The sequence below is a fragment of the Actinokineospora sp. UV203 genome (assembly GCF_056323665.1).
In genome coordinates, this window is sequence record NZ_CM150484.1 from 3,548,787 (window position 1) to 3,569,127 (window position 20,341).

Here is a 20,341-nt window from a genome sequence, read left to right on the forward strand (position 1 = left end):
GATCCAGGAGGTGACCCACCCTGCCCGCCACGTCTCCGCGAGACCGCAAGCTCAACGCGACCTCGTACGTTGTGCTCGGGATGCTGTCGCACGGCCCCGCCACGAGTTACGACCTCAAGCAGCGGGTCGGATTCACGATCGGCAACTTCTGGGCGTTCGCCCATTCGCAGCTCTATGACGAACCCGCGCGCCTGGCCGAGGACGGCTTGGTCACCGCGTCCGTCGAGGAGGGCGGCAGGCGCAAGCGGACCTACTCGATCACCCCGCAGGGCCGCGAGGCGCTGGCGACGTGGCTGGCCTCGCCGACCCCGGAGCAGACGGAGGTCCGCGACCTCGGTCTGCTCAAGCTCTTCTTCACGTCCTTCGGCGACGAGGGCGACCTGCTCGCACTGGCCAGGGCCCGGCACGCCTCGCACAAGGCCCGGGCGGACGGCTATCTCGAACAGCACGAGCAGATCATCAACCACGCCGACCGGTGGCAGGTGAAGTCCCTGGAACTGGGAATCCGGTTCGAGCGGGTCGTCGAGGAGTTCTGGTCGGACTTCATCGCCGAACTGGAAGCCGAAGAGCAGAAGTAAGCCCCGTGTTCTCGGATGCCGACTACCCCGCGCTGCCGTATCCCGGCGGCTGCCCCACGTTCTCCTACGTGCACGTCGACGGCCACGGCTGGCCGCTCCGCGCCGACCCGGCGGGCTGGCGGGTCGGCGATGTGGAACTCGACGCCTGGCTCACCGAGCACGGTGGGCCGGTCCAGGCCGAACGGGTGCCGGTGCTGGCCTACGGGTCGAACGCGTGCCCGTCCAAGCTGACCTGGCTGCGTGCCGAGCTGGAGATGCCGGGCCCGATGGTCGTCCTGCGGGCGCGCTGCGATGGTCTGGCGGCGGTGTGGGCGGCGGGTCTGCGGGTCGTCGACTCCTCCCGGCCCGCGGTCCTCGCGGCCCTGCCGGGAACGGAGTCGCACGCGGTGCTGCTGGCGACTCCCACGCAGGTCAGAGCGCTCGACCGAGGCGAAGGCCGCGGCGAGCGCCACCACCTGGCCCGGGTTCGCACCGGCCGGGTCACGCTGGAGAACGGCGCCGTCCTCGACCGGGTCCTCGCCTACGTCGGCGCGACCCCGGCCCGCCGCCCGTTGCTGGTCGACGGCGCCATGGTCCGGTGCTCCTCCCCGGCGTCCTCGGGCGTCGCCGCCACCACGGACGGCCTGACCGTGGACCTGGTCACCGGCGACCCGGACCCGCGGGACTACCCGGGCTCGCTGTTCGTCTACGGCACCCTGCAACCCGGAGCGTCGGCGTGGGACGTGCTCGCCCCACGGGCGGTCGGCCCTCCGCGCCGCACGCGGGTCCGGGGACAGCTGTTCGACACCGGCCAGGGCTACCCGGCCCTGCGGCTCGGCGACGGCCCCGGCGTGTCCGGCTGGGTGATCGATCTGGCCTCGGCGGAGTCACTCGCCGTGATCGACGAGTACGAGGGATCGCAGTACCGCCGGATCCGCGCGGTCCTGGACGACGGTTCGCTGTGCTGGACCTATGAGTGGATCGCCCCGGACGAGGGCTTGATCGCGCTGGCCGAGCCCTGGCCATCACACCCCCCGATGGGGTGATCCAGGTGGACACCACCAACGGGGACGAAGGGCGGTTTGATCTACGAAAGGTCACCTGTTTCCCGCTGGATCGGGCGTGAACCACACGAACAGGGCGCGCTCACCCTTCTTTTGGTCCAACTCTCGACCAGGCGCGGGTGAGGCGGTTTGCTTGCTCGCGGTTGCGGATGGGGCCCAGTGGAGTGACCGTGTCCGCATGAGACCGCAGGACCTGATCGGCCACGATGTGTACGACCCACAAGGCCGCAAGATCGGCCGGGTCGGGACGGTGTACCTCGACGGCTCCACCCATGAACCCGGTTGGGTGACGGTGAAGACCGGCCTGTTCGGCCCCAAGGAAAGTTTCGTCCCCCTGACCGGCGCACACCCAGGCGACCAGGGCCTGCAGGTGGACGTCGGATTGGACAAGGTGAAAAACGCCCCGCAGGCCGCGGGCACACTGTCAGCAGCCGAGGCGATGGCGCTTTATCGCTATTACGGACTGCCCGAAGCCCCTCCACCGATCCCGGTGCAGCGCACCCCGAAACCCTCGGATATTCCGCCACGCCGCCAACCGGCGTCCTGATCCCGGTGGGCGGCGGCGAGTCCCACCGCCGCCCATCTGGCCTTCTCTATTCGATCGAGTCTATTCGGTTGGGCGCTTCCGCGGCCTGAGTCCCAGCCAGACCGTGCCGACCAGGAACACCGCGATCCCACCGAACAGCGCGCCACGTCCCGGCCATCGGTTTTCGACGACCCGTTCAGTCGCCAGGCCGGCATCGATGAACGCCTTGGTCTGCGGCAAAGACCGGACCCGGTAGCCACGACGTGGAATCGCACGAGAAGACCCTGCGGTCGAGCGGCGTCTCCCGGGAGACCGTGCACGACACTGCTTTCCCATACGGAAAGCGGTGTCTGTGGATGGATTTCTCCACGATCGCCGGAACTTTGCCAGGATCACCCCATGAGCACCGAACTCGAAGACCCGCTGGACCGGATCACCCTCAGCCCCCGCCGGTTCGCCGCCGTGCTGTCGGTGGCCGCGCTCCTGCTGGGCCTGGTCCTGGCGCTCGTACCGGTCCGGGTGGCGAACGCCGACTTGGCGCGGCCGAAGGTCTCCTGCGGCAACACCTTCGGCGGGGCGGAGACACGGTCGATCGTCAACGGGCTGGGGGAGGATTCCCGGCCGATGACGGTCGCCTACATCGATTTATGCGAGCGCGCGATCAGTGAGCGGACCACGGTGTCGTGGGCACTGCTGTTCGGGGGGTTGATCTCTGGGGTCGGGTTGGGGGTGGTTCGTCGCCGCGCCCCGGCGCCCTTGCCCTAGATGAGCTTGCCCGGGTTGAGCACGCCCTCCGGGTCGAGTTCCCGCTTCACCGCACCCAACACGTCCACACCCAGCGCGCCGATCTCGCGCGGCAGGTAAGGCGCGTGGTCGACTCCGGTGGCGTGGTGGTGGGAGATCGTCCCGAGGGAGTCGGTGGAGATCGCTTCGCAGGCGGCCTGCTTGGCCTTCGCCCACTGGGCAACCGGGTCTTCGAGGTCGCGCGGCACCAGGGTCGTGAAGTAGAGGGAGGCGCCAGTTTCGTAGGTATGGGAGATGTGGCAGGCGACGACGGGCTGGTGACCATCGGCGGTCAGCGAGGTGGTCAGTGCGTCCCGGACGGTGTCCCGGAGGGCATGGAGTTTTGACCAGTAGGTGGCGGTCTCCAGGGTCTCGACGCACACCCCGGCGTCCATCAGGGCGTCGCGCTGGCGGGGGCCGGCGAATCGGCCGTGGCGCCAGGCGGCGCCTGCGGCCTGGCCGAGTGAGACGGTCTTGTGCTTGCGCAGCGTGCGCAGGGTGGCGCGGCGGGCGGCGGCCAGGTCGGCCTTGGTGCGGCCTTCCCAGCCGATGATGAGCAGGCAGGGTTCGGTGATGCCGCGTGCCCTGAGGTAGGCGCGGACGGCGGTCAGCTTCCAGCCGCCCTTGAGGGCGAAGCCGACCTCGGTCTCGGTGGGGTCCGACAGCCGGGTGACAGTGCCGCGCGCGCCGTTCTGGGCGAGTGCTCGGACGGCCTCGGCGCCCGCGGACCAGCCGTCGAGGACGAAGCCCTCGTAGCGGTCGAAAGCGGGGATGGGGCGCACCCGGACGGTCACCTCGGTGATCACACCGAAGGCGCCCTCACTGCCGACGATGAGCTGCTTGAGGTCCGGTCCGGCGGCCGACGCGGGCGAGACCCCGACCCGCCACTCACCGCGTGGGGTGGCGAGGCGGACGCCTTCGACCATGTCCTCGAACCGGCCGTAGCCCGCCGAGGCCTGACCGGACGAGCGGGTCGCGGCGAAGCCGCCGATGGTGGCGCGCTCGAACGACTGCGGGAAGTGGCCGAGGGTGAACCCGTGCTCGCCCAGGAGCCGCTCGGCTTCCGGCGCGACGACGCCCGCCTGCAGCACCGCGACCCGGGAGACCGGGTCGACCGACACGAGCTGGTCGAGACGCATCAGGTCGAGCACCACCACCGACGTCTTGTCGCCGCGCAACGCCTGCACGCCACCGACGACAGAGGTGCCGCCGCCGAACGGGACGACGCCGACACCATGCTCGGCGCACACCTCGATGACCCGCTGCACCTGCGAAGGATCCGCGGGCACCACGATCGCGTCGGGCGCGGTGACCTCGCCGCCGCCGCGGTGGCGCAGCAGGTCGAGGTAGGACAGCCCGCCGGTCCGGCCGAGTCGGGCTTCGCGGTCGAGCAGCACGTGCTCGTCGCCGACCACGGCGGCCAAGGCGGCGCGGGCGGCGTCGGCCAGGGCGGAATCGGCGACCGCGAGCGCGGAGTCCGGCGCGGCGGGTGTGTCCCGGGCGACCAGGCCGGTGCGTGCGGCGAGCCACTTGGCCGCGTGCTCGGGCAGGTCGGCGTCGCCGCCGCCGGACGGCGTCCAGCTTCCCCGGACGAGGTGGTCAAGGTGGTCCACAGGCAGGTTCACGAGCTAGAGTGTGACACATGACGGCGAAACGTCACACAACTTCTCCCGCACGGGTGGATGACGACATCCTCCTCGACGCCGCCCGCGCCTGTGTCCTCGACCAAGGCGTCGGGCGCACCACCCTGACCGATGTCGCGCGCCGGGCCGAGGTCAGCCGGATGACGCTCTACCGCCGGTTCCCCGACGTCCGAACCCTCATCACGGCCTTGATGACCAGGGAGTTCGCCCTCATCCTCGACGAGGCGCAGCAAGATGTCAGCGGCCTGCCGACCGCCCGGGAACGACTGGTCGGCGGCGCGGTGGCAAGCATCCGCGCGCTCGTCGCCGACCCGCTGATGCGCACGATCCTCGACCGCGACGGCGCGCTCGTGCTGCCCTACGTCGTCGAGCGCCTCGGCTCGACCCAGCGGCTCGCCGAGTACTTCCTGCAGGCGCAACTCGTCGCGGGCCACGAGGACGGTTCGGTCCGCCGCGCCGACGCGGCCGCCCAGGCCCGCGCGACCCTGCTGCTGCTGCAGTCGTTCGCCCTGTCGCACGCCCCCGCGACCGCCGACGTCGACTCCGACCTGCTGTTCGGCGAACTCACCCACATACTCGACACAAGTCTGCGACCGGAGCAGCCATGACCCAGCGCAACACCGCCCTCAACGCCCAGCGGCGAGCCAACGACCTGGACGCGCTCGCCGCGGGCGAGGTCGTCGACGTGCTCGTCGTCGGCGGCGGGGTCACCGGGGCGGGCGTGGCGCTCGACGCCGCCTCCCGGGGCTTGTCGGTCGCCCTCGTCGAGGCGCAGGACCTCGCCTTCGGCACGTCGCGCTGGTCGAGCAAGCTCGTCCACGGCGGCCTGCGCTACCTGGCGAAAGGCGATGTCGGCCTGGCCCACGAGAGCGCCGTCGAACGCGGCATCCTCATGACCCGCACCGCCCCGCACCTCACCCGGGGGTTGCCACAGCTGGTCCCCCTGCTGCCCGAAGTGTCCACTCGCGACGCCGGACTCATCTTCGCCGGCCTGAGCGCGGGCGACGTCCTGCGCCGGGTCGCGCGCACCCCGTCGAGCCTGCTTCCCCGCCCGCACAAGGTGTCCGGGCCGGAAGCGCTGGCCCTGGCCCCGGGCCTGCGCCGCACCGGCCTGCGCGGCGGCCTGCTGTCCTTCGACGGCCAACTCGTCGACGACGCCCGCCTGGTCGTGGCCCTCGCCCGCACAGCGGCGGGCTTCGGCGCCCGAATCATCACCCGAGCCCGCGTGCTGACGCTGACCGGAAGCGGCGCCGAGGTCGTCGACGAACTCACCGGCCACCCGATCGACATCCAGGCCCGCAGCGTGATCAACGCCGCGGGCGTCTGGGCAGGCACTCTGGTCGACTCGGTGCGCCTACGCCCGTCCCGCGGTTCCCACTTGGTCCTCGACGGCGCGCGCATGGGCATCTCGCACACAGCGCTGACCGTGCCGGTCCCCGGCCACTTCGGTCGCTACGCCCTGGTCCTGCCCCAGGCCGACGGCCGCGTCTACCTCGGCCTGACCGACGAGCCGGTCGACGGCGAGATCCCCGACGTGCCCACCGTCCCGGAGTCCGATGTGGACTTCCTGCTCGACGTGGCCTCCAGCGTCCTGGAACACCCGTTGACCCGCGACGACATCCTCGGCCGCTTCGCCGGTCTTCGCCCCCTGATCGACATCCCCGGCACCAGCAAGCGAAGCGCCGACCTCTCCCGCCACCACGCCGTCGTCCGGGCACCCAACGGCGTGGTCACCGTCGTCGGTGGCAAACTCACCACCTACCGCAAGATGGCCGCCGACGCCGTCGACGCCCTGGACCTCCCCGCGGGCCCCTCGATGACGAAGTCACTCCCCTTGGTCGGCGCCGCCCCCCGGGCCGAGTTGTCCACTGTGGACGCCCCGACCCGGCTGCGGTTCCGCTACGGCACCGAGGCCGCCACTATCCATGCCATGGGCGAACTCGACCCGACCCTCGCCGAGCCGGTCGCACCGGGAATCCCGTTGACCGCCGCGGAAGTCGTGTGGGCGGTCCGCCAGGAAGGCGCGCTGGACGCCGCGGATGTCCTGCACCGCCGCTCCCGCATCGGTTTGGTCCCAGCCGATCTGGAGGTCGCCATGCCCGCGGTGACCGACCTCGTCGCCCGCGCGCTGAACGGACTCACCCAGCAAGCCTGACTCAGCCGAAGCACTCCTGGTGGTTGAACACCAGGCCGAGGTCGCGAAGTGCGCCGGACTCGTCGAACCCCATCATGTAGTAGGCCTCGGCATTGCCCGGAACCTTGACCCGGAATTCGTTGGGGGCCCGCTCGATCGCGGGATATGCCTTGTAGACCTGCTCCCTGGCCGAACCGAGACGAATCCCCTCCGGCGTGGTCATGCCCTCCGCGGCGAAGATCGCCGACACGCCCCTGGTCGACGAGATCATGACCAGATGGCCGTTCCTCGCGATCTCATGCGCCTTGTACGCGTGCCTGGCGCAGCCGGCCTGCACCGCGGGGGCGTCGGTGATCAGGCCGGTGGCGAGGGCCTTGGCCCGCGACATCCCGAGCTTGAGGGCGCCGAACCCGTCCGGTCCGAGCGTCGGCGTGGCCGGGGCCTTGGTGACCGTGCCGGGCGGAGCGGACGAAGTGCTGGGAACCGGACTCGCGACGGTCGTGGTCACGGCGGTCGTGGCGGAGGTGGCCGACGTGGTCGTCGCACCCGAAGAACCCGCGCCGACCGAAGCGGACGTGCAGCCCACGAGCGCGAAACCGCCGAGAGTGACAGCGGCGATAAGCGTGATTCCCTTGCGGTACAAAGACATGGTGTGCTCCTGGAGCTCTGGCGGCCACCTTGTGGGCCGTCGACACCAGGAACACGCCACCGCCCGGACCCTGGTTGCCACCGAGTCCGAACCGTGACAAAGCAGGCGGTCCCGCTCCCGAGGCGGGACCGCCTGACCGACTACGACCGTGACATCGTGGGCGGCCCGAACGAGTCGAGCGCCTCGACCAGCGACCCCCACTGCGCCAGGAAATACATGACTCCGGCGAGCATGTTGTCCACCGGCGCCCAGATGTTCGGGTGGCCGGGCACCTGGTGCTGCTGGAACACCGGGTCGGTGATCTGCGTCAACCCCTTGGGCGGGAATCCGTTGGCCGCGTTGGGGTCCTGCATGTCCATCGCGTGCGGGTTGCCACCCGAGGCGCGGTCGACGATGCGGGCGATCTGCTCCGCGTCGATCTTCGACGGCTCGACCCCGTGGTTGATCAGGATCTCCACGGCGTCGCCGATCCAGCGGGCGCGGTCGACCCGCGACGCCGGGGCACCCTGATCCGGTGGCGGGCCACTGGGGCCGAAGCTCGGCGCGGGCGTGACCTGGCCGGGAGCACCGGTGGTCGGGTAGCTCGGTCCGCTCGTGCCGACACCGATCGGCGGCTGGTAGCGGCTGGGCACCGGCTGCGCGGTGTGCGTGTAGTTCGGCTGGGTCGTCGACGTGCCCGGCCGGTACTGGTCGTAGTTGTAGTCCCGATGCGTGGTCTGGCTGTAGTTCCCGGCGGGCGCGGTCGCCTGGCTGTACTGACGGTTCGCCGCCGCGTCGATGCCGGTGGTGTCGATGGCCGCGGGCTGGGTGGTGTTGGCGCCCTGGGTGCGGTTGGCCCGGCCGCCGATGGTCTCCAGCAGCTGCTTGACCGCCTTGGCCAGGTTCACGATCTTCTGCACCGTCTGCATGATCTTCTGCAGCGACGAGATGAACTTCTGGATCTTGCCGATGATCTTCTGCGCGGTCTGCACCGCCTGGGCCACCGACTGCACGATGCCTTTGGCGATGCTGGCGCCGAAGCTCGCCCACGCCTCGGCCAGCGCCTGGATGATGATCTGGATGACCTTCTGTACACACTTGTTGATGAAGTCCAGAACCGTCTTGCGCACCTCGGCGAGCAGCTGGCCCGCACCCTGGATGGCCTGGCCGATGCCCTGGCTGACCTGGGCCAGTGCGTCGAGCCCTTGGGCCTGGGTGGCGCTGGCGCCACGGTAGGAATCGCTTGCCGGGCCTTGCCAGTTGCACGTCTCGGTGCGCGCGGCCTCCCGGTAGCGCTCGGCGACCCCGCTGATCTCCTGGCCTGCCTTCATCCAGCCCTGCGCGCTGCCCGTGATCGAGTTGACGTCGCCGAGCAGGGCGTCGAACGGCTCACGCAGGAACGAGATGTGCTCGATGATCCAGCCGAACCCGGCGCCCGCCGCCGCGCCCAGCGGGTCGCCCGCGATGCTGATGACGTCCATCGCCACGTTGCTGATCGCCATGCCCGCGTCGAGCCAGTCGCCGCGCTCGATGGCGTCCTTGGCGCTGCGGACGTCGTTGGTCAGGTTGGCTGCGCCCTGTTCGGCGGTGGGCGCCGAACTCGTGGTGGTGGTCATGCGCCCGCCTTCCCGCCGAGGGTCGCCGCGATGTCGGCGTCGATGCTGGAGTACTGGTCCGCCACGGCCTGCAGGCCCTCACGCACGTCGTCGACGGCGGTCGCGACCTTCGCGATGCCCTGCACGACGTCCCCGCACGCGCTGAGGATCGCCGAGGCGAAGAACTGTCCGATGACGCCGTACGCGCCGTCCGTCACCGCCTGTGCGGAGCCGGTGGCCGACCGCACCTGCGACGCGCAGGCCGCGACGGTACGGGAGTGCACCCGAACCTCGGCCACGTTGACGGAGAAACCGTTGCCCATGTGATCCGCCGTTTCCTAGTTGACGACTTCGGGTGGGTTTTCGAAGTACTCGTCGTCGGCCCTGGTGTCGCGCTTGAGTTCCAGGTTCATCGGCTCCTCGGCGCCGTCGCTCGTGTGGCCCTCGGGCAGGTGCGCCTTCACCACATCGAGCGCGGCCCCGTCGCCGATGAACTCCTGCATGGCCACGACGACCTGCTCCCCGGCGACGCGCTGCGCCTGCCGGGTGAGCTCCAGGATCTGCCGCGCGAGGTGTTCGGGCTCGATGTCGCGCACCCCCGGGCGCAGCACCAAGCCGGTGGTCGCGCCGCTGGCGTTCACCCGGACGGTGATCTCACCGTCCTGCGACGTCGCCGACCCGCCGACTTCCCGCAGCGCCTTGTCGGCTTTCGCCGCACCGGCCGCGGCCTGCTTCAGTTTCTCGTCGTACTGCGCGAGCCACTGCTCAGGGTTCATCCTCGCCCCTCCAATGGTCCAACCAGGATCATTCGCAAATCTTGGACGGAGGATCCTCCGATCGGTTCCCCTCCGGGGAGGAATTGGTCAACTCGTTTGCAGGCGCACCCGGCCGGACCACCGCTCGTCACCGGGACACGGAATACTGGCCAAGACGGTGAAGGCGGGAAGGGGTCGGCGTGCCTGTTGCGGCGGTGCTGGAGATCGACCGGGTCTCCAAGCGCTACGGCGACGTCCTGGCCTGCGACCGCCTCACCTTCGAGGTCCCCGGCGGTGAGCTGTTCGGCTTCGTCGGCGGCAACGGCGCGGGCAAGACCACCACCATGCGGATCATGCTCGGGGTGACCGCCGCCGACGCGGGCGAGATCCGCTGGAACGGCGTCGCGCTGGACCACTCGGCGCGCAGGCGGTTCGGCTACCTGCCCGAGGAGCGCGGCCTCTACCCGCGGATGAAGGTTCTCGACCAGCTCGTCTATCTGGCGGAGCTGCATGGTTTCGGCGTCAACGAGGCCCACCGCAACGCCGAGACCTGGATCGCCCGCCTCGGCCTGCGCGAGCACCGCGACGACGAGGTGCAGAAGCTGAGCCTGGGCAACCAGCAGCGCGTGCAGCTGGCCGCGGCGCTGGTCCACGAGCCGGACGTGCTGGTGCTCGACGAGCCGTTCTCCGGGCTCGACCCGATCGCAGTCGACGTGCTGGCCACGATCCTGCGCGAGCGGGCCGACACCGGTGTCCCCGTGGTGTTCTCCAGCCACCAGCTCGATCTGGTGGAGCGCCTGTGCGACCGGATCGGGATCATCCGCGACGGCCGGATGGTGGCCTGCGGAACCGTCGACGAGCTTCGGGCCGGGAGCGGGACCACCCTCGTGGTGCACGCCCCCGCGGCCGCGCCCGGGTGGGCCGACGGCGTCGAGGGCGTGTCCGTCGTCGACTGTGAGGACGGCCGGACGAGACTGCGGCTGGCCGACGGCGCCGACGACCAGCCGGTCCTCGCCGCCGCGCTCGCCACCGGGCCGGTGCACGAGTTCAGCAGACACCGCCCGTCCCTGACCGAACTGTTCCGCGACGTGGTTGGAGCTGACTCGTGACCGGCCGGGACCTGTCCGCTTCGCGCACCGTGTGGCTGGTCGCCCGCCGAGAACTCAACACGAGGCTGCGCACCAAGTCCTTCCTGATCGGCACCGTGGTCTCGCTGGCCGTGCTGATCGGCTTCGTGCTGATGCAGAGCACCCTGTTCGCGGGCGAGTCCACCAGCCGGGTGGGCCTGTCCGGGCAGGCGACGTCGATCGCGGGCAGGCTCGCCGCGGAAGCGGAGGCCGCGCGCTTCACCGTGCGCACCAGCACGGTCGACGACCTCGCGACGGGCGAGGCGATGGTCGCCGACGGCGAGCTGGACGTGCTGGTCAGCGGCGCACCGTCGGCGCTGCGGGTGCTGGTCCGGGAGAACCTCGACGAAGACCTGCGCAAAGCGCTGAACACGTTGGTGCAGGAGCAAGTCCTGCGCGCCCAGCTCGCCGCCGTGGAAGACCTCGACCCCGACCAGGTGCTGGCGACGGTGGCCGACGCGACGGTCGACGTGCGGGCGCTCGGCCCCACGGACCCGAACCACGACCAGCGGCTCGCGGTCGCCCTGGTCATCGTGGCGATGCTCTACATGGCCCTGCTGCTGTACGGAACGATGGTGGCGCAAGGGGTCGTGGAGGAGAAGTCGAGCCGGGTCGTGGAGATCCTGCTCGCCACGGTCCGGCCGTGGCAGCTGCTGCTGGGCAAGGTGCTCGGCCTCGGCCTGGTGGGACTGACCCAGTTCGCGGTGATCGGCACGGTCGGCTTGGTCCTCGCCACCGCGACCGACGTCCTGACCATCACCGGCGCCGCCACTGGCACGCTGGTCTGGGGCCTGGTCTGGTATCTGCTCGGATATCTGTTCTACGCCACGGTTTTCGCCTCAGCGGGCTCGCTGGTGTCCCGCCAGGAGGAGACGCAGGCGGTGCTGCTGCCGGTGACCATGGTGCTGGTGTTGGCCTTCGTCCTCGGCTTCGGCCTGCTGTCGCGGGCGCCCAGCGGAACGGCGACGACGGTGTTGTCGCTGCTGCCGCCGTTCGCCCCGATCCTCATGCCCGGCCGGATCGCGCTGGACGCGGTGGCGGGCTGGCAGATCGCCCTGTCGATGGCGTTGACGCTCGTCTCGGTCGCCGGACTCGCGTGGCTCGGCGGCCGCGTCTACGCGGGTGCCGCGCTGCGCACCGGCTCCCGCCTCAAACTGCGGGACGCGTTGCGACCCTAGGTTTTGATCGCCGCGTACCGGTCGAGCGCGACCTGCCGCTCCTGCGCGTGATCGACGATCGGCTCCGGGTAGCCATGGACACTGGACGGCTTGTGTACCGCTTTCCCCGGTATATCCCGGAGTTCGGGGACGTAGCGGCGCACGTAGTCGCCGTTCGGGTCGAACTTCTCGCCCTGGGAAGTCGGGTTGAACACCCGGAAGTACGGCGCCGCATCGGTTCCCGAGCCCGCCGTCCACTGCCAGCCGTGCTGGTTGGACGCGAGGTCGCCGTCGATCAGGTGGCGCATGAAATGCCGGGCGCCCCACCACCACGGCAGGTGCAGGTCTTTCACCAGGAAGCTGGCGACGATCATCCGCACCCGGTTGTGCATCCACCCCTCGGCGAGCAGCTGGCGCATCCCGGCGTCGACGATGGGGAACCCGGTCTTGCCTTGGCACCACGCGCCGAACAGGTCGGTGTCGGTGTCGTGGGTGATGCGGTCGAACTTCTTGTCGTAGTTGGTGCGGGCCGTTTCCGGTCGGTGCCACAACACGTCGGCGTAGAACTCGCGCCAGGCGAGTTCGGACCGGTAGACGTCGTGGGCCTCGCCGAGGTCGGCCAACAGGGTGCGGGGATGCACGCAGCCCCAACGCAAGTACGCCGACATCCGGCTCGTGCCGTCCCGGTCCGGCCGGTCCCGATCACGCGCGTAGTCATCGAGGCGGTCGCGGAAATCTTCCCACGCGAGCAAAGCATCCCGCTCACCGTGCGATTCACCGTCGGGCAATCCAGTCCCGGCGTCGACCCAGTCCACTGTGGACGAATTGGTGTCCTCGGGTGCCCGCCAGCCGTGGTCGAGCCAGGCCCGCTTGAACGGCGTGAACACCTTGTACGGCTCACCGTCGGCCTTGCGCACCCGCCCCGGCGCCACCGCGTACGGCGACCCGGTCCGGACGAAGTCCACCTCCAGCGCCGCCTCCACCGCCGCGTCGCGTTCCCGGCCGTACGGCCCCATGTCCGCGGACACGTGCACCGACCCGGCACCGAACTCCGCCACGACCCGAGGCACCACCTCGGCCGGCTTTCCGCGCACGGCCATCAGCCGACCACCGAGCTGGTCGTTCAGGTCGCGCAGACAGCCGTGGAGGAAGTCGACCCGAGGCTTCCCAGCGGGCGCGAGGAGAACGTCGTCGAGCACGAACAGCCCCACGGCCGAGGGCGAGCGTTCCGCCGCCGCGAGCAGCGCGGGATGATCACCGGTACGCAGGTCGCGGCGGAACCAGACAATGGACGGGGCGGCCATACGGCGAACGCTACACACAGTCGTCACCACTCGCCTGCGTACTCTTGCCCGATCGACACGGGGGAGGAATGACCGTGGACTGGGAAATCGAACGCCATGACTGGGCCGCGCCTGCCCGGTTGCCTGAGACGATGAGGTCCGACTACGCCGGGGTCCCCGGTGCCATCCGCGCGCTGGTCAACGCACCGGACCGGGCCGCGGCCAACCGCCTGCTGTACCGGATCGACAACACCGTCGTGATCCAGGGCAACGCCCAGCCCGGCGCGGCGCAGGCCTGCGCCTGTCTGGTGAGCGGGCTGATCTCGGCGACACCCGCGGGCCGGACCGTGATCCTGGAACTGCTCTTCCAGATCGGCGGCGGCGCGGTCGGCTCGGCCGCCAAGCTTCCCGGGCTCTATGCCGACATCCGGGCCGAGGCCGTCCGCGGGTTTCCCCTGTATGCCGAATACCTGGAAACCGGCAGCCGGACGGATCAATTCCACTGCATTGATCTGCTGTGGGTCTGCACCGAGATCGACCCGACACTGATCCCGCGCGTCCGCTACCTCTACACCCGAGTCGCGGCTCTCGGCGACGACTACCGCAAGGCCGCGGAGGCCAACATTCCCTTGTCGCCCAACAAAAGGGCCGCCCCGACGATCGAGGCGGCCCTGGCGAAGCGAAGAAGTCAGCGCTCGGCGACCGGCCGGTAGTCGCGCTCCGTCTGTCCGATGTAGACCTGACGCGGGCGGCCGATCTTGGTGGCCGGGTCGTTCATCATCTCGCGCCAGTGGGCGATCCAGCCCGGGAGCCGACCCAGGGCGAACAGCACCGTGAAGAACTTCGTCGGGAAGCCCATCGCCCGGTAGATCAGACCCGTGTAGAAGTCCACGTTCGGGTAGAGCTTGCGGGAGACGAAGTAGTCGTCCGACAGCGCGTGCTCCTCAAGCTGCTTCGCGATGTCGAGCAGCGAGTCGTCGCCGCCGAGCTTGTTGAGGATGTCGTCGGCGGTCTTCTTGATGATCGCGGCACGCGGGTCGTAGTTCTTGTAGACCCGGTGGCCGAAGCCCATGAGTTTGACGCCGTCTTCTTTGTTCTTGACCTTGTTGACGAACGCCTGGACGTCGCCGCCGCTGTCGCGGATGCCTTCGAGCATCTCCAGCACCGCGCTGTTCGCGCCGCCGTGCAGGGGTCCGAAGAGTGCGTTTATTCCAGCGGAGATGCTCGCGAAGAGGTTCGCCTCCGACGAGCCGACCAGCCGCACCGTGGAGGTGGAGCAGTTCTGCTCGTGGTCGGCGTGCAGGATGAACAGCAGGTCGAGCGCGCGTACAAGGTCGGGGTCGACGTCGTAGTTCTCGGCCGGGAAGCCGAAGGTCATCCGCAGGAAGTTCTCCACCAGGCCAAGGGAGTTGTCCGGGTAGAGGAACGGCTGGCCGACCGACTTCTTGTAGGCGTACGCCGCGATCGTCGGCAGCTTGGCCAGCAGCCGGATGGTGGAGATCTCGACCTGGTTCGGGTCGAACGGGTTTAGGCTGTCCTGGTAGAACGTCGACAGCGCCGACACCGCCGACGACAGCACCGGCATGGGGTGCGCGTCGCGCGGGAAGCCGTCGAAGAACCGCTTCAGGTCCTCGTGCAGCAGGGTGTGCCTGCTGATCTTGTGGGTGAAGTCGTCGAGCTCGGCCGCCGTGGGCAGCTCGCCGTAGATCAGCAGGTAGCTGACCTCAAGGAACGACGACTTCTCGGCCAGCTGCTCGATCGGGTACCCGCGGTAGCGCAGGATGCCCGCGTCGCCGTCGATGTAGGTGATCGCCGACGAGCACGCCGCGGTGTTCACGAAGCCGGGGTCAAGGGTCACCAGACCGGTCTTGGCCAGCAACTTGCCCAGGTCGACACCTGAGGTGCCGTCAGTGGCGGGAACAACCGCCATCTCGTGCTCGCCACCCGGGTAGCGGAAGGCGGCGGACTGCTCGGTGCCGGTGGGCGCTGCGGTCCCGTCGGGCATGGACGTACCTCTCACACTCGGTAGCGGGGCGCCGGTACGTGGCCGTCGGGTGCGCGAGCAGCGGCGAACCGCCGCGCCACAGCACCGCCCCGTTGGGGTCCTGAGCCCCCCACGCTAGTGGTCCACGCGCCCTTCGGACACCCGTGAACCGGCCCCTCGGCGTCCGTTGGGACACGTATCACAGACTCGATCGTCCTGAGTCCAGGCCACCGAGCACCAGATCCGCCAGCGCGGCGAACGCCTCGGCATCGGATACCTCGGCCCGGGCCCCGAGGACACCGGTCTGGATCCCTTCGATCAGCCACCCGACCATCTCGCCGACGAGCCGGGCGTGGACGTCGCGGAAGAGCCCCTCGGCGACGCCCTCCTGGATGAACGCGCGGATGCGGGCGGCGGCGGCTTGGGCGTTGCGCTCGTAGACCCGCCGGGTGGAGGGGAACGCGGCGACGTCGGCGACGAACTTCGCGGTCGCGCGGCTCATCTCCGCCCCCGCACCGACCAGGTAGCGAACCACCCGGTCGCGGGCGTCCTGGGCCTCCGCGACGTCCTTCTCGATGCGCTCGGTGGCGCCGCGGAAGAAGTGGCCGACGACCTTGCCGGCGAGTTGCTCCTTGCTCGGCGCGAGCGCGTACAGCGTCGACTTCGAGCAGTGCAGGCGCGCGGCGAAGTCGTCCAGGGTCGACTCGGCGAAGCCCTCACGCAGGAACAGGGTCAGCAGTTCCTCCAGCAGGGCGGCCTGCCGGGCGGTGGGCGAGCGCCTGGTCATACGTGCAGCGTATCGACAGTCCCGGGACCGGAACAGTACTCTGGGATGTCCGTCAGTACAGGTCTTAGTACCGGAGGTCCCGCATGCCCGCCGAGCGTCTGCTGCCCAACACCGAGGCGGAAGACCTCCTGAAGCTGACCCGCGAGATCGCGCGCGACGAACTCGCGCCGCTGGCGAGCCAGTACGAGGAAGAGGAACGCTTCCCGCGCGAGCAGTTCAAGCTGCTCGGCCGCAGCGGCCTCCTTGGCCTCCCGTACGCGGAGAAGTGGGGCGGCGCGGCGCTGTCCTACGAGGTCTACCTGCAGGTCCTCGAAGAGATCGCCTCGGCCTGGATGTCGGTCGGCGTCGGCCTCTCGGTGCACACCATGTCCTGCTTCGCGTTGGCCGAGTACGGCAGCGATGAGCAGCGCGAACGGTTCCTGCCGGACATGCTCGGCGGCGACCTGCTCGGCGCGTACGCCCTGTCGGAGACCCACGCGGGCTCCGACGCGGCGGCGCTGTCCACGAAAGCGGTCCGCGACGGCGATCAGTACGTGGTCAACGGCACCAAGGCGTGGATCACCCACGCGGGCCACGCAGACTTCTACACGACCATGGTCCGCACCTCCGATGACGGTGGGAAGGGCATCAGCTGCCTGCTCGTCGACGCCGACACACCGGGTCTGTCCGCCGCCGCGCCGGAACGCAAGATGGGTCTCACCGGCTCCACCACCGCCCAGATGATCTTCGACGGCGCCCGGGTCGACGCCGACCGGCTCCTCGGCGCCGAGGGCCAGGGCTTCAAGATCGCCCTCGTCGCCCTCAACTCCGGCCGCCTCGGCATCGCCGCCTGCGCGGTGGGCCTGGCCCAGGCCGCGCTCGACGAGGCCGTCGCCTACGCCAAGCAGCGGGTCCAGTTCGGCAAGGCGATCATCGACTTCCAGGGCGTCGAGTTCCTTCTCGCCGACATGGCCGCCGCCGTCGAGTCGGCCCGGGCGACCTATTTGGAAGCCGCCCGCAGGCGCGACCGCGGGTTGCCGTTCCTGCGGCAGGCCTCGATCGCGAAGCTGGTGGCGACGGACGCCGCGATGAAGGTCACAACCGACGCGGTGCAGGTCCTGGGTGGAGCGGGCTACACGCGTGATTTCCCGGTCGAGCGTTACATGCGGGAGGCCAAGGTCCCGCAGATTTTTGAGGGGACGAACCAAATACAGCGAATGGTGATCGCGCGGCAACTGCGCGTGAGCTAATTGTGGTCGAATATCCGCGCCGCCGTCAGACTTACGCTCGCCCGGCATCGGACGATCTCACCGGTATACGGAAGTCTGTCCCTAGACGTGGGGGTTCGATGAGCTTTCCGACACTGGCGGAGCACGTGGTGGAGATCCTGGCGCAAAGAGCCAGGATGACCATCGACGCCCCGCACCACCGCGCGGCGGACACGCTGTTCGACGCGGTGATCGGCAGGCTGCGGCGGACCGGGACGGCGGGCACGTTCGACCTGTTCGCCGCCGAACCGAACGCCCCCGCCCGGCGCAGACCGCTCGTCGGCGTGCTCAACCACCAGTTCCGTGACGACCCGCAGTTCCGCGACCTGATCACCGGAATGGTGCGGGCGACGAACATCGCGCCGCCCGCGGGCTCGGAGCCCGCGGGCGAGCCGTCCGGGTTCAACGGCAAGCGGATCGCGATCATCGCGGCCTCGGTGCTCGCGGCCGCCGGCTTGATCATCGGCGGCCGCGCCGCGTACGTCGAGCTGACCGAGGAGCCCGAGCCGGACGGCAACACCTCGTGCCGCGACTTCTTCGCCATGCACCCGGACAAGCAGCGCGCGCTGCTGGAACACGTCTACCGCCAGCGCAACGAGCCGCTGCGCGAGCACGACCCGTACATCGTCGCGAGCGTGCTCTACGGCTGCGGCCAGAACCCGGAGCGCACCGTCCTCCAGGTAGTCAACTCCTCCGCCTGACCCGCGAGTCGCCCCTCCCGGCAAGTGAGTCGCCCCTTCCGGCAAGTGAGTCGCCCCTTCCGGCAAGTGAGTGCAACATTCAGGCAGCGGTTCGCCGCACCGATTGGCGACCTCGAAAGTCCGTTCGCTGCTCGAATGTTGAATTCACTTGCCGGAAGGGGCGACTCACTTGCCGGAAGGGGCGACTCACTTGCCGGGAGGGGCGACTCGCGGGTTAGGGGCGGGGTTCGGTGTAGAAGGCGGGCTTGGTGACGCCCAGGCCGGTGGTCTCGTCGAAGTGGTAGACATCGCGGCCCTCGATGAAGACCCGCATCGCCCGGCTCATCACGTCGAGCGGGTCGCCGGACCAGATCACGATGTCGGCGTCGAGGCCGGGCTTGAGCGCGCCCACGCGGTCGCCGAGGTCGAGCATCTCCGCCGGGTTCACGGTGATCGAGCGGATCGCCTCGACCGGGTCAAGTCCTTCCTTCACCGCGAAAGTCGCCTGGTGCACCAGGAAGTTGATGGGCACGACCGGCGCGTCGGTGGTCAGCGCGATCCGCACGCCCGCGCGGGCCAGGATGCCGGGGTTGCGGAAGTCGCGCCTGCGGACCTCCACCTTGGACCGGCCGACGATCAGCGGTCCGCTCACCACCGGGATGTCCCGCTCGGCGAGCAGGTCGGCCAACAGGTGCGCCTCGGTCCCGTGGTTGATCACCAGCCGGTAGCCGAACTCGTCGGCGAGCCGGATCGCGGTGGCGATGTCGTCGGCCCGGTGCGCGTGCTGGCACCACGGCAGGTCGCCGTCGAGCACCGCGACGAGCGCCTCATTCGTCAGGTCGCGGTCGAACGGCTTGCCCTCGCCCGCCGCGTGTTCCTTGCGCGCCTTGTAATCCTGCGCCTTCGTCAGTGCTTCGCGGATGATCGCGGCGACGCCGAGCCGGGTCGACGGCATGACTTTCTTGTCGCCATAGACGCGCTTCGGGTTCTCGCCGAGCGCGCTCTTCATGCTCACCGGGTCCCGCAGCAGCATGTCCTCGACGGTGCGGCCCCAGGCCTTCACCGCGACCGTGTGCCCACCGATCACGTTGCCGGAACCGGGTTTCACCACGAGCGTGGTCACCCCGCCGGACAGCGCGTCGCGGAAACCCTCGTCGTCGGGGTTGATGGCGTCGATGGCGCGGACCTTCGCGGTGACCGGGTCGGTCATCTCGTTGGTGTCCTGCCCCGCCCAGCCCTCGCCCTCCTCGTAGACGCCGACATGGGCGTGCGCCTCGACGAAGCCGGGCAGCACCCAGCGGCCCCCGGCGTCGATGATCTCCGCGTCGTCGGGGACGTCCACATCCGCGCCGACGGCCACGATCTTGCCGTTGTCGATCAGGACGGTTCCGCCGTGGATGGGCTCGCCATCGACCGGGACCACATATCCGTTCGTTACCGCGATAGTCACGAAATCGACTGTATAGGTCGGAGGCCCCACGACGCCGACCATGTCTCGCGCGGGCGGACCTGCAGCAGATCGATGCCCGAGTTGAGCGCGTCCGGCGGGCAGGTCATCGGCTCGATGGCGACGGCCCGCCCGGATTCCTTGCCGGGGAACGACTCCGGCGTGTACACCTGCACCCAGCCGAACACCGGGTCGGCCCAGAGCTCCACGCCGCCGCCCGGGCCGCGCAGCGAGTGGCGGACCAGGCCGTCGAGCCCGGGGACGCAGCCGCCGAAGGCGTCGTCGAGGGTGGTGCCGCGCAACGGCTTGCCGTCGGCGAACGAGTCGTCCGGGACGGCCGGGCCCGTGGGCACCATGCGTTCCGGGTCGAGCGGCAGGTGGGTGGTGGCGGCCAGGGTGAGGACGCAGTCGTCCGCGTCGGCCCGCCCGGGGCGCGGGTACGGGTGAGTGCCGACACCGAACGGCATCGGCTGGTCGGCGAGGTTGTGCACGGTGTGGGTGACGGCGAGTCCCTCGACGTCGAGCGCGTAGGTGACGGTGGTGCGGAACCGGAACGGCCAGCCGGGCCGGTCGCCGATTGTCAGCTCCAGCGTGACCGACGAGTCCTCCTCGACCGTGGCCGACCAGGTTTCCTTGCGCACCAGGCCATGGCTGGCGTTGCCGCGCGCGGGCTCACTCACCGCGAGGTGCTGCGGCTCGCCGTTGTAGGTCCACACCGCGCCCGCCGTCCGGTTGGGCCACGGGACCAGGACGGCGCCGGACCCCATCGGCGCGGGCTCGTCGGCGGGGAAGGTCTCCAGATAGGACACGCCGTCGACCTCGAAGACGCGCAGTGTCGCGCCGGTGGCGGTGATGACGGCCCGGGCTCCGGCATACGTGATCTCGTACTCATCGGCCATGTATCAGGAGCCTACGCGGGCTCGACATTACTAGACCGGTCTGTA

21 protein-coding genes are annotated in these 20,341 nt (G+C 69.8%); 11 read left to right on the forward strand and 10 right to left on the reverse strand.

The window, feature by feature from the left end:
• The first annotated feature begins 80 nt into the window (after positions 1 to 80).
• The 4 genes from ACUZ2Y_RS16665 (at position 81) to ACUZ2Y_RS16680 (ending at position 2,912) form a co-directional block, all read left to right on the forward strand.
• On the forward strand, positions 81 to 578 hold the full coding sequence (locus ACUZ2Y_RS16665) for a helix-turn-helix transcriptional regulator (RefSeq protein ID WP_476319784.1): 498 nt from the start codon (positions 81 to 83) through the stop codon (positions 576 to 578).
• 5 nt (positions 579 to 583) lie between these two features.
• On the forward strand, positions 584 to 1,603 hold the full coding sequence (locus ACUZ2Y_RS16670; RefSeq protein ID WP_476319786.1) for a gamma-glutamylcyclotransferase family protein: 1,020 nt from the start codon (positions 584 to 586) through the stop codon (positions 1,601 to 1,603).
• A 196-nt stretch (positions 1,604 to 1,799) separates the two neighbouring features.
• The gene (locus ACUZ2Y_RS16675; protein WP_476319788.1) at positions 1,800 to 2,168 is read left to right on the forward strand and encodes a PRC-barrel domain-containing protein; all 369 of its coding nucleotides are present in this window, start codon (positions 1,800 to 1,802) and stop codon (positions 2,166 to 2,168) included.
• Between the two features lie 378 nt (positions 2,169 to 2,546).
• Positions 2,547 to 2,912, forward strand: a complete 366-nt coding sequence (locus ACUZ2Y_RS16680) for a hypothetical protein (RefSeq protein ID WP_476319790.1) — start codon at positions 2,547 to 2,549, stop codon at positions 2,910 to 2,912.
• Here the strand turns inward: ACUZ2Y_RS16680 and ACUZ2Y_RS16685 are convergent.
• Positions 2,909 to 4,555 (reverse strand): FAD-binding oxidoreductase, encoded by a 1,647-nt coding sequence (locus tag ACUZ2Y_RS16685; protein WP_476319792.1) that lies wholly within the window; start codon positions 4,553 to 4,555, stop codon positions 2,909 to 2,911. The genes ACUZ2Y_RS16680 and ACUZ2Y_RS16685 overlap by 4 nt on opposite strands.
• Positions 4,556 to 4,572: 17 nt before the next feature.
• Between ACUZ2Y_RS16685 and ACUZ2Y_RS16690 the strand changes: the two genes are divergently transcribed.
• Together ACUZ2Y_RS16690 and ACUZ2Y_RS16695 are read left to right on the forward strand one after the other, a co-directional pair.
• A complete protein-coding gene (locus ACUZ2Y_RS16690; RefSeq protein ID WP_476319793.1) occupies positions 4,573 to 5,181 on the forward strand; it encodes a TetR/AcrR family transcriptional regulator in 609 nt (202 codons plus the stop codon).
• Positions 5,178 to 6,728, forward strand: coding sequence for a glycerol-3-phosphate dehydrogenase/oxidase (locus ACUZ2Y_RS16695; protein ID WP_476319795.1), 1,551 nt, complete (start codon positions 5,178 to 5,180; stop codon positions 6,726 to 6,728). Before ACUZ2Y_RS16690 ends, ACUZ2Y_RS16695 begins: the two co-directional genes overlap by 4 nt.
• A 1-nt stretch (position 6,729) precedes the next feature.
• Here the strand turns inward: ACUZ2Y_RS16695 and ACUZ2Y_RS16700 are convergent, their stop codons facing one another.
• The 4 genes from ACUZ2Y_RS16700 to ACUZ2Y_RS16715 all read right to left on the reverse strand — a co-directional run bounded on the left by ACUZ2Y_RS16700 (position 6,730) and on the right by ACUZ2Y_RS16715 (position 9,706).
• Entirely contained in the window at positions 6,730 to 7,356 is a 627-nt protein-coding gene (locus tag ACUZ2Y_RS16700) for a hypothetical protein (RefSeq protein WP_476319797.1), read from the reverse strand.
• A gap of 140 nt (positions 7,357 to 7,496) precedes the next feature.
• Positions 7,497 to 8,951, reverse strand: a complete 1,455-nt coding sequence (locus tag ACUZ2Y_RS16705) for a WXG100 family type VII secretion target (RefSeq protein WP_476319799.1) — start codon at positions 8,949 to 8,951, stop codon at positions 7,497 to 7,499.
• Positions 8,948 to 9,253 (reverse strand): type VII secretion target, encoded by a 306-nt coding sequence (locus tag ACUZ2Y_RS16710; RefSeq protein ID WP_476319801.1) that lies wholly within the window; start codon positions 9,251 to 9,253, stop codon positions 8,948 to 8,950. The genes ACUZ2Y_RS16705 and ACUZ2Y_RS16710 overlap by 4 nt, the downstream gene beginning before the upstream one ends.
• A gap of 15 nt (positions 9,254 to 9,268) precedes the next feature.
• Positions 9,269 to 9,706 (reverse strand): YbaB/EbfC family nucleoid-associated protein, encoded by a 438-nt coding sequence (locus tag ACUZ2Y_RS16715; RefSeq protein ID WP_476319803.1) that lies wholly within the window; start codon positions 9,704 to 9,706, stop codon positions 9,269 to 9,271.
• A 179-nt stretch (positions 9,707 to 9,885) separates the two neighbouring features.
• Between ACUZ2Y_RS16715 and ACUZ2Y_RS16720 the strand changes: the two genes are divergently transcribed.
• Both ACUZ2Y_RS16720 and ACUZ2Y_RS16725 read left to right on the forward strand, forming a co-directional pair.
• On the forward strand, positions 9,886 to 10,794 hold the full coding sequence (locus tag ACUZ2Y_RS16720; RefSeq protein ID WP_476319805.1) for an ABC transporter ATP-binding protein: 909 nt from the start codon (positions 9,886 to 9,888) through the stop codon (positions 10,792 to 10,794).
• Complete coding sequence (locus ACUZ2Y_RS16725; RefSeq protein WP_476319808.1) at positions 10,791 to 11,990, forward strand: ABC transporter permease; 1,200 nt, start codon at positions 10,791 to 10,793, stop codon at positions 11,988 to 11,990. The genes ACUZ2Y_RS16720 and ACUZ2Y_RS16725 overlap by 4 nt, the downstream gene beginning before the upstream one ends.
• Here the strand turns inward: ACUZ2Y_RS16725 and ACUZ2Y_RS16730 are convergent.
• Positions 11,987 to 13,273 (reverse strand): cryptochrome/photolyase family protein, encoded by a 1,287-nt coding sequence (locus ACUZ2Y_RS16730; protein WP_476319810.1) that lies wholly within the window; start codon positions 13,271 to 13,273, stop codon positions 11,987 to 11,989. The genes ACUZ2Y_RS16725 and ACUZ2Y_RS16730 overlap by 4 nt on opposite strands.
• A 74-nt stretch (positions 13,274 to 13,347) precedes the next feature.
• Between ACUZ2Y_RS16730 and ACUZ2Y_RS16735 the strand changes: the two genes are divergently transcribed.
• Positions 13,348 to 13,965: a hypothetical protein gene (locus ACUZ2Y_RS16735; protein ID WP_476319813.1), complete on the forward strand. Its 618-nt coding sequence runs from the start codon at positions 13,348 to 13,350 to the stop codon at positions 13,963 to 13,965.
• Here ACUZ2Y_RS16735 and ACUZ2Y_RS16740 read toward each other — a convergent pair.
• Both ACUZ2Y_RS16740 and ACUZ2Y_RS16745 read right to left on the reverse strand, forming a co-directional pair.
• Positions 13,941 to 15,257, reverse strand: a complete 1,317-nt coding sequence (locus ACUZ2Y_RS16740) for a citrate synthase (RefSeq protein ID WP_476319816.1) — start codon at positions 15,255 to 15,257, stop codon at positions 13,941 to 13,943. The genes ACUZ2Y_RS16735 and ACUZ2Y_RS16740 overlap by 25 nt on opposite strands.
• Positions 15,258 to 15,435: 178 nt before the next feature.
• Positions 15,436 to 16,023 carry a TetR/AcrR family transcriptional regulator gene (locus ACUZ2Y_RS16745; protein ID WP_476319818.1) on the reverse strand — a complete coding sequence of 196 codons (588 nt, stop codon included), beginning with the start codon at positions 16,021 to 16,023 and terminating at the stop codon, positions 15,436 to 15,438.
• A gap of 83 nt (positions 16,024 to 16,106) precedes the next feature.
• Between ACUZ2Y_RS16745 and ACUZ2Y_RS16750 the strand changes: the two genes are divergently transcribed.
• Positions 16,107 to 17,252, forward strand: a complete 1,146-nt coding sequence (locus ACUZ2Y_RS16750; protein WP_476319821.1) for an acyl-CoA dehydrogenase family protein — start codon at positions 16,107 to 16,109, stop codon at positions 17,250 to 17,252.
• A gap of 98 nt (positions 17,253 to 17,350) precedes the next feature.
• On the forward strand, positions 17,351 to 17,971 hold the full coding sequence (locus ACUZ2Y_RS16755) for a hypothetical protein (RefSeq protein ID WP_476319823.1): 621 nt from the start codon (positions 17,351 to 17,353) through the stop codon (positions 17,969 to 17,971).
• A gap of 214 nt (positions 17,972 to 18,185) precedes the next feature.
• On the opposite strand, the gene ACUZ2Y_RS16760 is transcribed toward ACUZ2Y_RS16755, so the two are convergent.
• Positions 18,186 to 19,400 carry an amidohydrolase gene (locus ACUZ2Y_RS16760; RefSeq protein ID WP_476319825.1) on the reverse strand — a complete coding sequence of 405 codons (1,215 nt, stop codon included), beginning with the start codon at positions 19,398 to 19,400 and terminating at the stop codon, positions 18,186 to 18,188.
• A complete protein-coding gene (locus tag ACUZ2Y_RS16765) occupies positions 19,397 to 20,296 on the reverse strand; it encodes an aldose 1-epimerase family protein (protein WP_476319827.1) in 900 nt (299 codons plus the stop codon). Before ACUZ2Y_RS16765 ends, ACUZ2Y_RS16760 begins: the two co-directional genes overlap by 4 nt.
• Positions 20,297 to 20,341 lie beyond the last annotated feature (45 nt).

Coding starts and splice junctions, on each gene's coding strand:
- ACUZ2Y_RS16665 (WP_476319784.1), top strand. CDS start 81: ATGCTGTCGCACGGCCCCGCCACGAGTTACGACCTCAAGCAGCGGGTC.
- ACUZ2Y_RS16675 (WP_476319788.1), top strand. CDS start 1,800: ATGAGACCGCAGGACCTGATCGGCCACGATGTGTACGACCCACAAGGC.
- ACUZ2Y_RS16680 (WP_476319790.1), top strand. CDS start 2,547: ATGAGCACCGAACTCGAAGACCCGCTGGACCGGATCACCCTCAGCCCC.
- ACUZ2Y_RS16690 (WP_476319793.1), top strand. CDS start 4,573: ATGACGGCGAAACGTCACACAACTTCTCCCGCACGGGTGGATGACGAC.
- ACUZ2Y_RS16695 (WP_476319795.1), top strand. CDS start 5,178: ATGACCCAGCGCAACACCGCCCTCAACGCCCAGCGGCGAGCCAACGAC.
- ACUZ2Y_RS16700 (WP_476319797.1), bottom strand. CDS start 7,356: ATGTCTTTGTACCGCAAGGGAATCACGCTTATCGCCGCTGTCACTCTC.
- ACUZ2Y_RS16705 (WP_476319799.1), bottom strand. CDS start 8,951: ATGACCACCACCACGAGTTCGGCGCCCACCGCCGAACAGGGCGCAGCC.
- ACUZ2Y_RS16710 (WP_476319801.1), bottom strand. CDS start 9,253: ATGGGCAACGGTTTCTCCGTCAACGTGGCCGAGGTTCGGGTGCACTCC.
- ACUZ2Y_RS16715 (WP_476319803.1), bottom strand. CDS start 9,706: ATGAACCCTGAGCAGTGGCTCGCGCAGTACGACGAGAAACTGAAGCAG.
- ACUZ2Y_RS16730 (WP_476319810.1), bottom strand. CDS start 13,273: ATGGCCGCCCCGTCCATTGTCTGGTTCCGCCGCGACCTGCGTACCGGT.
- ACUZ2Y_RS16740 (WP_476319816.1), bottom strand. CDS start 15,257: ATGCCCGACGGGACCGCAGCGCCCACCGGCACCGAGCAGTCCGCCGCC.
- ACUZ2Y_RS16745 (WP_476319818.1), bottom strand. CDS start 16,023: ATGACCAGGCGCTCGCCCACCGCCCGGCAGGCCGCCCTGCTGGAGGAA.
- ACUZ2Y_RS16750 (WP_476319821.1), top strand. CDS start 16,107: ATGCCCGCCGAGCGTCTGCTGCCCAACACCGAGGCGGAAGACCTCCTG.
- ACUZ2Y_RS16755 (WP_476319823.1), top strand. CDS start 17,351: ATGAGCTTTCCGACACTGGCGGAGCACGTGGTGGAGATCCTGGCGCAA.
- ACUZ2Y_RS16765 (WP_476319827.1), bottom strand. CDS start 20,296: ATGGCCGATGAGTACGAGATCACGTATGCCGGAGCCCGGGCCGTCATC.